A 13,135-nucleotide genomic window follows, 5' to 3' on the forward strand; every position below is an offset into this window, starting at 1 on the left:
CGCCAGTCACCTCAACGCCGGCTGGTCGTATCATTTACCCATGACGCGACCGACTCGATTCCGCTGGGCCTGGTGGTTGCTGGCCTACGCCAGCCTGGCGACCGGCATCGTCGGTATCTTCGTGCCCGGTCTGCCGACGACCGTGTTCATCCTGATTTCCGCCTGGGCCGCCTCGCATGGTTCCGAGCGGCTGCACACCTGGCTGCTCTCGCACCCGCGCTTCGGCCCGGCGATCGTCGAATGGCAGACCTATCGCGCAGTCAGCCGCAAGGCCAAGTGGATGGCCACGCTCACCATGAGCGTGTGCGCCGCCATCATGCTGTGGTGCGTGCCGGTGTTCTGGGTCAAGTGCGTGTCGATCGGGAGCATGGCGGTGGTGGCGATCTGGTTGTGGCTGCGCCCCGAGCCGCCGCCGCGTGCGATCTCCGCGCCGCGCTGAGCACACGTCAGTCAGCGTGTTCTGGCTATACTTCGGCGCATGAGCCTTCTGTCCCGACCATCCGTTCGCCTCGCACTGGTTGGTGCGACCTTTGTCCTGCTTGCCGCCTGCGGCAACAAGGGCCCGCTGGTGATGCCGCAGAAGCCGGTGCCGGTGGAAGCCCAGCCCGTGCCGCAGCCGCCGGACGCGCCGCAACCGCTGAATGAGTCCTCGCCTGCGCCTGCGCCGGTGAACACCGATCCGCAGCCCGCGCCCACCACCGACCAGCCCGCTAGCAGCGGCAATGAGCGCTGACGGTCGCAGCGGGCGCCTGCGTTTCACCAAGATGCATGGCGCCGGCAACGATTTCGTGGTGCTGGACCTGCGCGACGGCACGCCGCCGCCGGATGCCGCGCTGGCCGCACATCTGGCCGACCGCCATTTCGGCGTGGGCTGCGACCAGATCCTGACCATCGAACCTCCGCGCAGCAGCGAGGCGGTGGCCGCGTACGGCATCTGGAATTCCGACGGCACGGCCGCGCGCCAATGCGGCAACGGCGCGCGCTGTGTGGCGGCCTGGCTGGTGCGCGACGGCACCGCGCAGGGCGATGATTTCGTCATCGATAGCCCGTTCACCTCCCACCGCGTGCAACGTCTGGACGCCGGCACCTACGCGGTGGCGATGGGCGTGCCGCAGTTCGAGCCCACGCAGATCCCGCTGGCCGGCTTTGCGCGTGCGCGCGAGGAATATGCGCTGCCGGTGCATGGCGAAACCGTGCGCTTTGGCGCGGTGTCGATGGGCAACCCGCATGCGGTACTGGAAGTGGGGCGCGTGGATGCGGCGCCAGTGGAGCGCGTCGGCGCCTTGCTGCAGCAGAACGCCGCGTTCCCCGATTCGGTCAACGTCGGCTTCGTGCAGGTCGTCGACCCCACGCACGTGCGCCTGCGCGTGTTCGAGCGCGGCGTCGGCGAAACCCTGGCCTGCGGCAGCGGTGCCTGCGCGGCGGCGGTGGTGCTGATGCAGCGTGGCCGTGTCGAGCGCGACGTGCAGGTGTCCTTGCCCGGTGGCGAACTGCGCATCCGCTGGGATGGCGATCAACAGCAGGTGGTGATGTCCGGTCCGGCCGTGTTCGTCTTCGATGGAGAGTGGAACTGATGAGCGAGAGCACGGACAAATTCGGCGCGCACGACGTGGCAACCTGGTTGCGGCGCCATCCGACCTTCCTCAAGCAGTTCCCGGACCTGGCGGTGAGCCTGCTGGTGCCGCGCGACGACGGCCCGACTGCGTCGCTGGCCACCTACCAGCTGGAAGTGCTGCGCGACAAGAATCGCGAGCTGTCGCGGCGCCTGCACGAGCTTGGCCACAATGCGCAGGACAACGAGCGCCTGGCCGTGCGCACGCATCAACTGACCCTGGCGCTGATGCGCCAGACCAGCGCGGCCGACACGCTCAAGGCGATGGCCGCCTCGCTGGCGGAGGATTTCAACGGCGAACTGGTGCGGCTGGTGTTGCTCAGGCCGGTCGCCGGCCTGGAGGCCGACTGGCTGCAGGTCATTGCCGCCGATGATGCGCGGCTTGCGCCGTTCCGCGATTGCCTGGGCGACGGCGAGCCGATCTGCGGCCGCCTGCAGGCGGAAAAACATGCGCTGCTGTATGCCGGCCAGGTCGCCGACGTGCAATCCACCGCGCTGCTGCCGTTGCCCGGCATCGGCTTGATTGCGGTCGGCAGCAGCGACGCCAACCGCTTCTATCCCGGCATGGGCACCTTGTTCCTGCGCATGATGGGCGAGTCCTTGAGCGTGGCATTGCAGCGCTTCGATCCATGATGCGCAGCGCGGGCTGCACCGATGCGTGCCGCCTGCGCCAGATGGCCGCGCCGATGACGTGGCAACGAGGAGTCTGAGGTGGCGTCGGTCGACGATTTCCTGGCGTATCTGCAGGTCGAGCGGCAGGTGTCTGCGCATACGCTGGATGCCTATCGGCGCGATCTCGCCGCGTTGGTGGGGTGGGCCGGCGAACAGGCCATCGACGACGTTGCGCAGCTGGAAAGCGCGCAGTTGCGGCAATTCGTCGCGGCCGAGCACCGGCGCGGCCTGTCGCCCAAGAGCCTGCAGCGTCGCCTGTCGGCATGCCGCAGTTACTACGCCTGGTTGCTCAGGCATGGCCGCATCGCCGCCAGTCCGGCCGCGGCGATGCGTGCGCCCAAGGCGCCACGCAAGTTGCCGCAGGTGCTGGATGCCGACGAGGCGGTGCGTCTGGTCGAGGTGCCCACCGATGCACCGCTGGGCTTGCGCGATCGCGCCTTGCTGGAGCTGTTCTATTCGTCCGGGCTGCGCCTGAGCGAGCTGTGCGCGCTGCGCTGGCGCGATCTGGATCTGGACAGCGGGTTGGTGATGGTGCTCGGCAAGGGCGGCAAGCAGCGCCTGGTGCCGGTAGGCTCGCATGCGATCGGCGCCTTGCGTCACTGGCTGCGCGACAGCGGCGGGCGTGCCGACACGCATGTGTTCCCCGGCCGCGCCGGTGGAGCCATTTCGCAACGTGCAGTGCAGATCCGCATCAAGCAACTGGCGGTACGCCAGGGCATGTTCAAGGACGTGCATCCGCATATGCTGCGGCACAGTTTTGCCAGCCACATCCTCGAATCCTCCGGTGACCTGCGTGGCGTGCAGGAGTTGCTTGGGCATTCGGATATCGCCACCACGCAGATCTACACGCATCTGGATTTCCAGCATCTGGCCAAGGTCTACGACGCCGCGCATCCGCGGGCAAAGCGCAAGAAAGCCGCCGGGTAAGCGGGATGCAGCGCCTGACGCTGCGATGACTGGTGCGCAGCGCAAGGATCTGCCGATTGCGTGATGGACAGTCACAGGCAGCTGATGCACGTCGCCGACCGGCCACCGCAGCCATCGCCGCGCTCACGCCGCTCTGCCGGTGGGAGAGGGGCTTGATGGCACTCATGCGCTGCCATGTCCGAAGACGGCGAGCAGGGCCGGCACGCGTGCGTCACGCTGCGCTTCCGCCTCTGGAAGATCGTCATGACCTCGTTTCGTTTGACCGGACTCGATCCGGCCTTGTTCGCCCATCTGCACGGACTCGATGACGTTGCGTTGAGCAGTCGCCAAGCACTGCGCGTGATCGCCGATGTCGATCACGGATTTCCGTGTCGTGTCAGCCTGCAGGATGCGCGCGCGGGCGAGCAGTTGCTGCTGCTGCCGTATCTGCATCAGGCTGCCGATTCCCCGTACCGCGCGAGCGGGCCGATCTTTGTGCGTGCCGCAGCAGCGCTCGCACGGCTGGAGCCAGATGCAGTGCCGGCCGCGATCCGATCGCGGCTGATCTCGCTGCGGGCCTACGATCATCGCCATCATCTGGTGACCGCCGAGGTGTGCGCAGGCGAATACGTCGCAGCGTGGTTGCACGCATGCCTGGACGATGCGCAGATCGCCTACGTGCACCTGCATCACGCCCGTCAGGGCTGTTACGCGTGTCGCGCCGATCGCGCCGATCGCGCCGATCGCGCTGCAGGCGCTGAGCGTGATTGAACTTCCCACCTAGGGCCCAGGCGTGTGGCGTGAGCGCGGGCACGCGCGATGGCAGCGCCGATGCCATGCAGGAACCTGCGTCCATCGATTCAAGGCAAGCCTGCGAGCGCTGATGCGCCGCCAACGTGCCGGCAGCGGTCACGGGCGCACGCTGCCGCGCGTGGGCGCACTTGCCCCCTCGATGCGGCGCTTGGTCGCAGCGTGCTTGAACCCGGCAGGGGCGTCCCCACCTCATGGGAAACCCCCGGAGGACCCATGGACCCCAGCCAGAATCCCAACATCGTTCACGCCACCACCATCATCTCGGTTCGGCGTGGCGGGCATGTCGCCGTCGCCGGCGATGGCCAGGTCACCCTCGGCCACACCGTCATGAAGGGCAATGCGCGCAAGGTGCGCCGGCTCGGCCGCGAAGGGCAGGTGCTGGCCGGTTTTGCCGGTGCCGCCGCCGATGCGTTCACCTTGTTCGAGCTGTTCGAAGCCAAGCTCGACAAGCATGGGCAGCTGACCCGTGCCGCCGTGGAGCTGGCCAAGGACTGGCGCACCGAGCGCCGCCTGGGCAAGCTCGAAGCGCTGCTCGCGGTCGCCGATAAAGAAACCTCGTTGATCATCAGCGGCACCGGCGATGTGATCGAACCGGAAGACGGCATCATCGCCATCGGTTCGGGTGGCTCGTACGCCCTGTCGGCCGCCCGCGCGCTGCTGGCGCACACCGAGCTCGATGCCAAGACCATCGCCACCGAAGCGATCAATATCGCTGGCGATATCTGCATCTATACCAATCGCAACGTGGTGGTCGAGGAGCTGTGAGTCGGGATTTGGGATTGGGGATTCGCAAAAGCACTCCTTTCCCTGCGCCCGGACACGCATCGATCGTTCCTACTCCGCTTTTACGAATCCCCAATCCCCAATGCCAAATTCCGATACTTCAACCATGACTCCGCGCGAAATCGTGCAGGAGCTCGACCGTCATATCGTCGGCCAGCACGATGCCAAGCGTGCGGTTGCCATCGCGCTGCGTAATCGCTGGCGCCGCATGCAGCTGCCCGAAGAGCTGCGCAACGAGGTGATGCCCAAGAACATCCTGATGATCGGCCCGACCGGCGTCGGCAAGACCGAGATCGCACGCCGCCTGGCCACGTTGGCCAATGCGCCGTTCGTCAAGGTCGAAGCCACGCGCTTTACCGAGGTCGGTTATGTCGGCAAGGATGTGGAGCAGATCATCCGCGATCTGGCCGACACCTCGGTCAAGCTGTATCGCGAACAGGCCAAGGTGCGCGTGCGCAACCAGGCCGAAGAGCGCGCCGAAGATCGCATCCTGGATGCGCTGCTGCCGCGCCGCGCGGCCGGGATCGGCTTCGATCCGGAAGCGGCACGCAACGAGCCCTCGTCGCAGGACAACGACACCCGCATCAAGTTCCGCCGCATGCTGCGCAGTGGCGAACTGGACGAGCGCGAGATCGAGCTGGAAGTGGCGGTCAATGCCAGCATGGACATCATGACCCCGCCGGGCATGGAAGAAATGGGCCAGCAGCTGCGGCAGATGTTCTCCAACCTGGGCAGCGGCAAGTCGCAGAAGCGCAAGCTCACCATCAAGGCCGCGCGTCCGCTGCTGATCGAAGAGGAAGCCGGCAAGCTGGTCAACGAAGACGATGTGCGCACGGCGGCGATCGAGGCCTGCGAGCAGCACGGCATCGTGTTCATCGACGAGATCGACAAGGTGGCCAAGCGCGGCGAAGCCGGCTCCAACGGCGGCGACGTCAGCCGCGAAGGCGTGCAGCGCGATCTGCTGCCGCTGGTGGAAGGCTCCAACGTGTCGACCAAGTACGGCACGGTCAAGACCGACCATATCCTGTTCATCGCCTCCGGCGCGTTCCACCTGGCCAAGCCCAGCGATCTGATTCCCGAATTGCAGGGCCGGTTCCCGATCCGTGTCGAATTGACCGCGCTGACCAAGGCCGATTTCGTGCGCATCCTCACCGAGCCCAAGGCCGCGTTGATCAAGCAGTACGAAGCCTTGCTGCAGACCGAGGGCGTGCGCCTGAGCTTCGGCGCCGATGCGGTGGAGCGCCTGGCCGAGATCGCCGCACAGGTCAACGAGCGGCAGGAAAACATCGGCGCGCGCCGCCTGCACACGGTGCTGGAGCGTCTGCTCGATGTGCTGAGCTACGAGGCACCGGATCGCGATGGGCAGAGCGTCACCGTCGATGCGGCCTATGTCGATGCGCAGCTCGGCGAGCTGGTGCAGGATCCGGACCTGAGCCGCTACATCCTCTGATCGCAGCGCACCTGCGCGCAGATGCCGAATGCACTGCATGGATGGCACATGGCATCCATGCAGTGCAAGCACGGCACGACGCATCACAGGACGATGCAAGCGGTGGCTTTGTTAGCCGTATCTTGTCGGATGCAATCAAAGGCCGAGTCGGTCGAGGGCGCGGTGCCCTCACCGCTTGCGGGACATGCCGTGAACCCTCCCCGTGGGTTCGATGGCGGCATCCATGCCGCCACACGGTCCCGCAACCGTCGAGGACACCGCACCAGACAGTTGGTCGGCGCTTGTTTGAAAAGCTGTCTGTCGTGCGGTGTGCATCAGACGTGGAGCCGATGCTTCACGATCGAACAAGGTGCATCCAGCACTGCTCTTCCATGCACACCGACCAACTCGATAGGTCCTTGCCCGCTCACCGTCGCGGGACCTTACGCGGCATGGATGCCGCGTAAGAGCTTACAGGGACGTACTTGCAGCGTGTCCCGCGATGGTGGGCGGGCAAGGGCCCTGCAGCCAACGCGCAGCGTCGAGGGCGCGGTGCCCTCACCGCTTGCGGGACACGCCGTGAATCCATCCGTGGAGGCTCGGTGGCGGCATCCATGCCGCCACACGGTCCCGCAAGCGGCGAGGGCACCGCACCAGACAATTGGTCGGCGCTCATCTAAAAAAGCTGTCTGTCGTGTGGTGTGCATCAGACCTGTAGCCGATGCTTCAATGATCGAACAAGGCGCATCCAGCACCGCTCTACCATGCACACCGACCATCTCGACTGGCCCTTGCCCGCTCACCGTCGCGGGACCTTACGCGGCATGGATGCCACGCAAGCGCTTACAAGAACGTGCTTGCAGCGTGTCCCGCGCGGGTGGGTGGGCAANCGTCGCGGGACCTTACGCGGCATGGATGCCGCGTAAGAGCCTACAAGGACGTACTTGCGGCGTGTCCCGCGAGGGTGGGCGGGCAAGGCCCCTGCAGCCAGGTTGCAGATCACTCCCTGCAACGAAGGCGCAGATCATCGGCTCTGCAATGGACCTTCATCTTGGCAACCACCTGCACTGCACAGCCAACCTGCTAAATCCGGCAAACCGCTCAGTCCTCGCCGATATCCTCGTTCCATACGTCGGGGTTGGCGGCGATATAGCCGCCCAGCAGGTCGATGCATTCCTGGCTCTGCAGGTCGATGACAGTGACGCCATGCTCGCGCAGCCAGGACACACCGCCCTGGAAGGTGACCGACTCGCCGACCACCACGGTGCCGATGTTGAACTGGCGCACCAGGCCGCTGCAGTACCAGCACGGCGCCAGCGTGGTGACCATGATGGTGTCCTTGTAGCGGCGCTGACGGCCGGCCTTGCGGAAGGCATCGGTCTCGCCGTGCACGGAGGGATCGTTTTCCTGCACGCGGCGGTTGTGGCCGCAACCGAGCAGGCGTCCGTCGTTGTGATACAGCGCCGCGCCGATCGGGATGCCGCCCTCGGCAAGGCCCTGGCGGGCTTCGGCAATGGCGGTGTCGAGCAGGGCGCGGTAGTCCGGGGTGGTGATCATGCAGGCTCCTGGGTGGCGGCGTCGGCGCGACGCAGCATGTCGATGTGGGGAATGCCGTCTTCCAGATACGGTGCGGACGAGGGCGTGAAACCATGTGCGGCGTAGAACGCCTGCAGCTGCGCTTGCGCGCCGAGTTGCACGGCGCTGTCGGGCCAGTGTTGGTGCACCAGACGCAGCCCTTCCTGCAGCAAAGTGTGTGCGAACCCGTGGCCGCGCTGTGCTGCGGCGATCACCACCCGGCCGAGACTGGGCTCGGGATAACTCACGCCGGGCGGCAGGACGCGCAGATAGGCGGCCAACGCACCGTCGTCGGTGCTGCCGAGCAGATGCAGCACACCCGGCAGGCTGTCCCTGCCATCCAGCTCCGGATACGCGCACTGCTGCTCCACCACGAACACGTCCGAGCGCAGCCGCAGCAGCGCGTACAGCTGCGTGGTGCTCAGTTGGTCGAAGCGCAGGCACTGCCAGTGCAGCGAGGGTGGGGGCAGGGACGACATCAACGCATGATAGCGGCTGTGCCGCTTCAGTCGACCGCGCTGCCGGTATCGACCGCCACCACCACCGACATGCCCGGGCGCAGCCGCGGTGCCAGCGGTTGATTGGGATCGACGCCGATGCGCAGCGGAATGCGCTGGGCGATCTTGACGAAGTTACCGGTGGCGTTGTCGGCCGGCAGTACGCTGAATTCCGAGCCGGCGGCCGGGGAGATTTCCTGCACACGGCCGTGCAGACGCGCGTTGTCCAGCGCATCGACGGTGAAGCTGGCGCGCTGCCCGATGCGGATCTTGGCCATCTGGGTTTCCTTGAAATTGGCCACGATCCACAGCGTGTCCGGTACCAGCGCCATCAGCTGCGTGCCATTGGTGACGTAGGCGCCCTGGCGCACGCCGAGCTGGCCCAGCTGGCCATCGCGCGGGGCGAGGATGCGTGTGTTGTCCAGGTTGATCTGCGCCAGTTGCACGGCTGCCTGCGCGTTGGCCACCGCCGCTTCCAGGGCGGCGCGATTGACGGTGACGCTGCGTGCGTTTTCCTCGGCGGCCTGTACGGCGGCACGCGCCTGTGCCACGCCGGCATCGGCCTGCGCCCGTGCGGCGAAGGCGGTGTCGCGGTCCTGCTCGGACACCAGTTTTTGCTCGGCCAGCTGCTGCGCGCGCGCGTATGCCGAACGGGTGCGGTCGCGCTGGGCCTGGTTGCTGCTCAGTGCGGCGCGTTGTTCGGCGATGGTGGCAGCGGCGCTATGCCGCTGCTGGTCCCAGTTGGACAGGTTGGCCTGCGCGGTCTGCAGTTGCGCCCTGGCCTGTTCGAGCTGCTGGGCGTAGATGCGGTCGTCGATTCTGGCCAGCAACTGGCCGTGCTTGACGTGGGCGAAGTCCTGCACCGGCACCTCGGTGACGTAGCCGCTGACCTGCGGCGCGATCACCGTGATCTGGCCATGCACCATCGCGTTCTCGGTGCGCTCGACGGCGCTGACGAATGGCGGCAACCGCCATGCATACAGCACCAGTGCAACGCCGAGCAGGGCCAGCCCGCCAAAGCCGATCACGCCACCGATGCGACGACGTCTGCGACGTTGCCGATCGGCAGCAGGGGGTGAATCTGCAGGTGTATTCATGGGCGTGGACTGGAAGCAGGAGAGGGGGGCGAGGCGGGTGGGCGCAGATAGCGCCGCCACACCAGCACGGACAGGATCCACAGCCCGGTGGCGATGGCGATGCAGCCGATCAGCAAAAACACGTCGTTATAGGCGAGCACGTTGGCCTCGCGCGTGGCCACGCTGCCCAGGGCGCGCACACCCTGGGCCTGGCGCAGGGCCGGGTCGCCGATGCTGCGGCCATACAGGGCCGCATAGGCTTGCACGCGCGCGGCCACTTGCGGGTCGGTCAATGCCAGATGCTCGACCAGCTGGCTGGAATGGTACTTCTCGCGCACGACCTGCACGGTACCGAGCAGTGCGCTGCCGAGCAGGCCGCCCATGTTCTGCGCCATGCCGAACAGCACGATGAAGCTGATCAGATTGGCCGGCTGCGCAATGACCCGGCCCAGCCCGGCCACCATCGCCGGGCCGATGAAGAAGGTGCTGCCGAAGGCGAGCAGGAACTGGCTGAGATACATCTGTTCCGGGCGGGTGAGGCTGGTGGCATGGGCATCCATGAAGCAGCCGATGCAGATCGCCGCCACCGCGATGATCAGGTGCTCGGCCACGCGTGCCGGGTTGATCAGCCACGCGCTGGCGGCCACGCCGACCACCGCGCCCAGCAACATCAGCACAAACAGGGTCTGCAACTGGGTATTGGCCAGCCCGAGGGTCTGGAAGAAGCCGATCGCCCCGGTGCTCTGCTCGGACAGCACCAGCCGGATCAGCAGGATCGCCAGGCCCAGCCGCAGCATGTCGCCGCTGGCCAGCCAGCGCGTGTTGATCATCGGGTTGCGGCGGTTGTGCTCGATCCAGGCCGCCGTGCACAGCAGCACGATGGAGGCCGCCAGCACCACGCCCAGCCACGGCGTACTGGTCCACCACAGCAGCCGCCCCAGCGACAGCACCGTCGCCAGGCCGGCCGCACCGGCCGCGAACAGGCTGAAGGTGAGGAAGTCCAGCGGCTCGAAGACGCGATAGCGATCGCTCGGCGGCAGCTTGAGCGCCAGCACGCAGGCCAGCGCGAACACCGCCAGGCCCAGTTCGAACAGGTACAGGCCCTGCCACTGGGCAAATTCCAGCAGGTCGGTGGAGAACACCCGCGCCAATGGCAGCGCCAGCTGGGTCACCCCCAGCCCGGTCACCACGGCCTTGAGCCGGTACCGGGCCGGAAACGCCTGGATCACGTAGTACAGCCCCAGCGAGCTGAGCGCCGCGCCCACCAGCCCGTGCGCGGCACGCACGGTGATCGCCGAGCTCAGGCTGTGCACGAACAGGTGCGCGAAGGCGATGAGTGCATACAGCGCCAGGAAGATCTCGGTGAAGCGCCGCAGCCCGAACTGCTGGCGGAACTTCACCAGCAGCAGGTTGGCCGACATGTTGGTCATCACGTAGGCGGCCGGCAGCCAGGCCATTTCGGTGGCGTAGGCGCCCAGCGTGCCCTGCAGATAGGTCAGGTTGGCGGTGACCAGCGCATTGCTCAGCCCACCGGTCAGCGCCACCACCACGCCCACCAGCCCGTACTGGATGCGGCGCCGGGTGGAGTGCAGGGGGGTGGAGGCCGACCCGGGCAGGGTGGGCTTCTCGTGGGGCTGCCAGTCGCGCTGGACGTACTTGTCGTGCACGCAAGGCTCGCAGGGCCGGTCGCAGGGAGACGGCGATTGTGGTCCGGTTGCGGTCATGGCGGCGTCAGCAGTGCGATAATCCGCCCATGAGCGAATCCCCTTATACCTCCGGTACCACCCATTTCGGCTTCCGCGATGTCGCTGCCAAGGACAAGCAGAAGCTGGTCGGCGAAGTGTTCACCTCGGTCGCGCGCAATTACGACCTGATGAACGATCTGATGAGTCTGGGCGTGCATCGCGCATGGAAACGCTACTTCGTGGCGACCGCGCAGGTGAAGCCGGGCGACCGTGTGCTGGATCTGGCCGGCGGCACCGGCGACATCGCCGTGCTGCTCAAGGAGCGCGTCGGCAACGAAGGTGCGGTGGTGCTGGGCGACATCAACGCCGGCATGTTGTCGGTGGGCCGCGACCGCCTGACCAATCGCGGCCTGGTGGCCGGCTTCGATTACGTGCAATGCAATGCCGAGGCGCTGCCGTTCCCGGATCAGAGCTTCGATCTGGTGACCATCTCCTTCGGCCTGCGCAATGTCACCGACAAGGACGCCGCGCTGCGCGAGATGTACCGCGTGTTGAAGGTGGGCGGGCAGGCGCGCGTGCTGGAGTTTTCCGAAGTCACCGCCGACTGGTTCAAGCCGATCTACGACTTCCACTCGTTCAAGATCCTGCCCAGGCTGGGCCAGCTGTTCGCACGCGATGCCGACAGCTACCAGTACCTGGCCGAGAGCATCCGCAAGCATCCGCCGCAGGAATCGCTCAAGGGCATGATGGGCGAGGCCGGATTCGCACGCTGCCATTACAAGAATCTGACCGGCGGCATCGTGGCGATCCATTCCGGCTACAAGATCTGAACCGGATCGGACGCGTGGTTGTCTGAGCCTTCCGTCCGGCGCGCATGGCGCGCCGGACATCGCGCGAGCAGGCCATGCTCGTGTCCGCTTGCCGCACGCGTGCAGCCTGCACGTGTGCGTTTGCCGACAAACTTTTGAGACTCCCGTCGCGTCGGCTCCACCAACGGTCGGCGACACTAGGCGCTCTTTTGCCGGAGACGTGGATGCGCTTGTACGCAGGGCTGTCGCGCGTGTTTCCCCGCTCCTTCAGCGCCAAGCTGCTGGCGGTGACCTTTGTCGGCATCCACCTGCCGCTGCTGTTGTTGATCGCCTGGCTGGCGTCGCAGAGCGAGTTGAGCGGACACCCGCTGTGGTCGGTGGTGATCGTGGCGCTGCTGGCCACGCTGGCCGGCACCGCGGCGACCCTGTCGGCGCTGTATCGCCTGCTCGCACCGCTGCGCGTCGCTGCCGACGCCCTGGATGCGTATTACGCCGACCAACGCCTGCCCAGCCTGCCCGAACATGGCGACGACGAGTTGGGACGGTTGCTGCGCGGCATCAATCGCAGCCTGCGCGGCATCGACGCCGGCATGCGCGATCTCAAGAAGCATGCCTTGTTCGATCCGTTGACCGAAGCGCTGAACCGGCGCGGCTGCGAGCAGGCGATGCGCGATTCGGTCACCGCCGCGCAACGCGAAGGCTGGCCATTCGTGTTGTTCGTGCTGGACATGGACAACCTCAAGCCGATCAACGACCGTTTCGGCCACCTGGCCGGCGATCGCGTGCTGGTGCGGCTGGTGGAATCGGCCTATGGCTGGCTGGGCGCGCAGGACTGGATCGGGCGCTGGGGCGGCGATGAATTCCTGATCGGCGTGCATGCCAGCGAAGACGAGGCCACGCTCAAGCTCAATCAATGGCTGTCGATGCTCGAACGCGAGGATGCCGACGAAGCGCCGCTGCACGTGAGCGCCGGCAGCGCGATGTGCGAGCGTGGCCTGGATGCCACCGAGCTGTATCGCCGCGCCGATGCGGCGATGTACCGCGCCAAGTTCTCCGGCGGCCGGCGGCTGGTGCGCGACGGGCATGACAGCCCGCGCAGCCATCCGGTGGTCTAGGCGCGATCCGGCAATCACCTGGCGGCCGGGCCGCAGGCGAGTCCACGCTGCGCGCGGGTGGCATGCGTCACGCCAGCGCTGCGGTTGCTGCGCCAGGCCCGCGCCGATCCGGCCAGCGACATGCACGGTGTCCTCTGCCGGCGCGGGTTGACCGGCCCGCAAG

Annotated in this window: 14 protein-coding genes; 10 read left to right on the forward strand and 4 right to left on the reverse strand. The window is 66.7% G+C overall.

The window, feature by feature from the left end; translation table 11 throughout:
• Positions 1–40 precede the first annotated feature (40 nt).
• From C0541_RS02085 to hslU, 8 genes are all read left to right on the forward strand, one after another.
• On the forward strand, positions 41–439 hold the full coding sequence (locus tag C0541_RS02085; RefSeq protein ID WP_104583749.1) for a YbaN family protein: 399 nt from the start codon (positions 41–43) through the stop codon (positions 437–439).
• Positions 440–478: 39 nt separating this feature from the next.
• Positions 479–733: an LPS translocon maturation chaperone LptM gene (gene lptM / locus C0541_RS02090; RefSeq protein ID WP_115045464.1), complete on the forward strand. Its 255-nt coding sequence runs from the start codon at positions 479–481 to the stop codon at positions 731–733.
• Positions 723–1,574 (forward strand): diaminopimelate epimerase, encoded by an 852-nt coding sequence (gene dapF, locus C0541_RS02095; protein WP_115045465.1) that lies wholly within the window; start codon positions 723–725, stop codon positions 1,572–1,574. Before lptM ends, dapF begins: the two co-directional genes overlap by 11 nt.
• The gene (locus tag C0541_RS02100; protein WP_161959839.1) at positions 1,574–2,245 is read left to right on the forward strand and encodes a DUF484 family protein; all 672 of its coding nucleotides are present in this window, start codon (positions 1,574–1,576) and stop codon (positions 2,243–2,245) included. Before dapF ends, C0541_RS02100 begins: the two co-directional genes overlap by 1 nt.
• Before the next feature lie 78 nt (positions 2,246–2,323).
• The gene (gene xerC / locus C0541_RS02105) at positions 2,324–3,211 is read left to right on the forward strand and encodes a tyrosine recombinase XerC (protein ID WP_115045467.1); all 888 of its coding nucleotides are present in this window, start codon (positions 2,324–2,326) and stop codon (positions 3,209–3,211) included.
• A gap of 243 nt (positions 3,212–3,454) precedes the next feature.
• Positions 3,455–3,961, forward strand: coding sequence for a DUF1203 domain-containing protein (locus tag C0541_RS02110; RefSeq protein WP_115045670.1), 507 nt, complete (start codon positions 3,455–3,457; stop codon positions 3,959–3,961).
• 255 nt (positions 3,962–4,216) lie between these two features.
• The gene (hslV, locus tag C0541_RS02115) at positions 4,217–4,768 is read left to right on the forward strand and encodes an ATP-dependent protease subunit HslV (protein WP_005997221.1); all 552 of its coding nucleotides are present in this window, start codon (positions 4,217–4,219) and stop codon (positions 4,766–4,768) included.
• Positions 4,769–4,868: 100 nt separating this feature from the next.
• Positions 4,869–6,236 (forward strand): ATP-dependent protease ATPase subunit HslU, encoded by a 1,368-nt coding sequence (gene hslU, locus C0541_RS02120; RefSeq protein WP_115045468.1) that lies wholly within the window; start codon positions 4,869–4,871, stop codon positions 6,234–6,236.
• A 1,080-nt stretch (positions 6,237–7,316) separates the two neighbouring features.
• Here the strand turns inward: hslU and C0541_RS02130 are convergent.
• Genes C0541_RS02130 through C0541_RS02145 form a run of 4 tightly spaced genes read right to left on the reverse strand, consistent with a single transcriptional unit; the run spans position 7,317 to position 11,030 of the window.
• Entirely contained in the window at positions 7,317–7,772 is a 456-nt protein-coding gene (locus tag C0541_RS02130) for a nucleoside deaminase (protein WP_047126085.1), read from the reverse strand.
• Positions 7,769–8,269, reverse strand: coding sequence for a GNAT family N-acetyltransferase (locus C0541_RS02135; RefSeq protein WP_115045469.1), 501 nt, complete (start codon positions 8,267–8,269; stop codon positions 7,769–7,771). The genes C0541_RS02130 and C0541_RS02135 overlap by 4 nt, the downstream gene beginning before the upstream one ends.
• Positions 8,270–8,295: 26 nt before the next feature.
• The gene (locus C0541_RS02140) at positions 8,296–9,384 is read right to left on the reverse strand and encodes an HlyD family secretion protein (RefSeq protein WP_115045470.1); all 1,089 of its coding nucleotides are present in this window, start codon (positions 9,382–9,384) and stop codon (positions 8,296–8,298) included.
• Positions 9,381–11,030 carry an MFS transporter gene (locus C0541_RS02145; RefSeq protein ID WP_115045471.1) on the reverse strand — a complete coding sequence of 550 codons (1,650 nt, stop codon included), beginning with the start codon at positions 11,028–11,030 and terminating at the stop codon, positions 9,381–9,383. The genes C0541_RS02140 and C0541_RS02145 overlap by 4 nt, the downstream gene beginning before the upstream one ends.
• A gap of 86 nt (positions 11,031–11,116) precedes the next feature.
• Here C0541_RS02145 and ubiE point away from each other — a divergent pair, with 86 nt between their 5' ends.
• Positions 11,117–11,878: a bifunctional demethylmenaquinone methyltransferase/2-methoxy-6-polyprenyl-1,4-benzoquinol methylase UbiE gene (gene ubiE / locus C0541_RS02150; RefSeq protein ID WP_016903622.1), complete on the forward strand. Its 762-nt coding sequence runs from the start codon at positions 11,117–11,119 to the stop codon at positions 11,876–11,878.
• 203 nt (positions 11,879–12,081) lie between these two features.
• A complete protein-coding gene (locus C0541_RS02155) occupies positions 12,082–12,972 on the forward strand; it encodes a GGDEF domain-containing protein (protein ID WP_161959840.1) in 891 nt (296 codons plus the stop codon).
• Positions 12,973–13,135 lie beyond the last annotated feature (163 nt).

It is taken from the genome of Xanthomonas arboricola (assembly GCF_003353015.1).
GTDB lineage: Bacteria > Pseudomonadota > Gammaproteobacteria > Xanthomonadales > Xanthomonadaceae > Xanthomonas > Xanthomonas arboricola_E.

Bases quoted from the DNA above. Each gene is read 5' to 3' on its own strand.
- C0541_RS02085 (WP_104583749.1), top strand. From the start codon at position 41: ATGACGCGACCGACTCGATTCCGCTGGGCCTGGTGGTTGCTGGCCTAC.
- lptM (WP_115045464.1), top strand. From the start codon at position 479: ATGAGCCTTCTGTCCCGACCATCCGTTCGCCTCGCACTGGTTGGTGCG.
- dapF (WP_115045465.1), top strand. From the start codon at position 723: ATGAGCGCTGACGGTCGCAGCGGGCGCCTGCGTTTCACCAAGATGCAT.
- C0541_RS02100 (WP_161959839.1), top strand. From the start codon at position 1,574: ATGAGCGAGAGCACGGACAAATTCGGCGCGCACGACGTGGCAACCTGG.
- C0541_RS02110 (WP_115045670.1), top strand. From the start codon at position 3,455: ATGACCTCGTTTCGTTTGACCGGACTCGATCCGGCCTTGTTCGCCCAT.
- hslV (WP_005997221.1), top strand. From the start codon at position 4,217: ATGGACCCCAGCCAGAATCCCAACATCGTTCACGCCACCACCATCATC.
- hslU (WP_115045468.1), top strand. From the start codon at position 4,869: ATGCCAAATTCCGATACTTCAACCATGACTCCGCGCGAAATCGTGCAG.
- C0541_RS02130 (WP_047126085.1), bottom strand. From the start codon at position 7,772: ATGATCACCACCCCGGACTACCGCGCCCTGCTCGACACCGCCATTGCC.
- C0541_RS02135 (WP_115045469.1), bottom strand. From the start codon at position 8,269: ATGTCGTCCCTGCCCCCACCCTCGCTGCACTGGCAGTGCCTGCGCTTC.
- C0541_RS02140 (WP_115045470.1), bottom strand. From the start codon at position 9,384: ATGAATACACCTGCAGATTCACCCCCTGCTGCCGATCGGCAACGTCGC.
- ubiE (WP_016903622.1), top strand. From the start codon at position 11,117: ATGAGCGAATCCCCTTATACCTCCGGTACCACCCATTTCGGCTTCCGC.
- C0541_RS02155 (WP_161959840.1), top strand. From the start codon at position 12,082: ATGCGCTTGTACGCAGGGCTGTCGCGCGTGTTTCCCCGCTCCTTCAGC.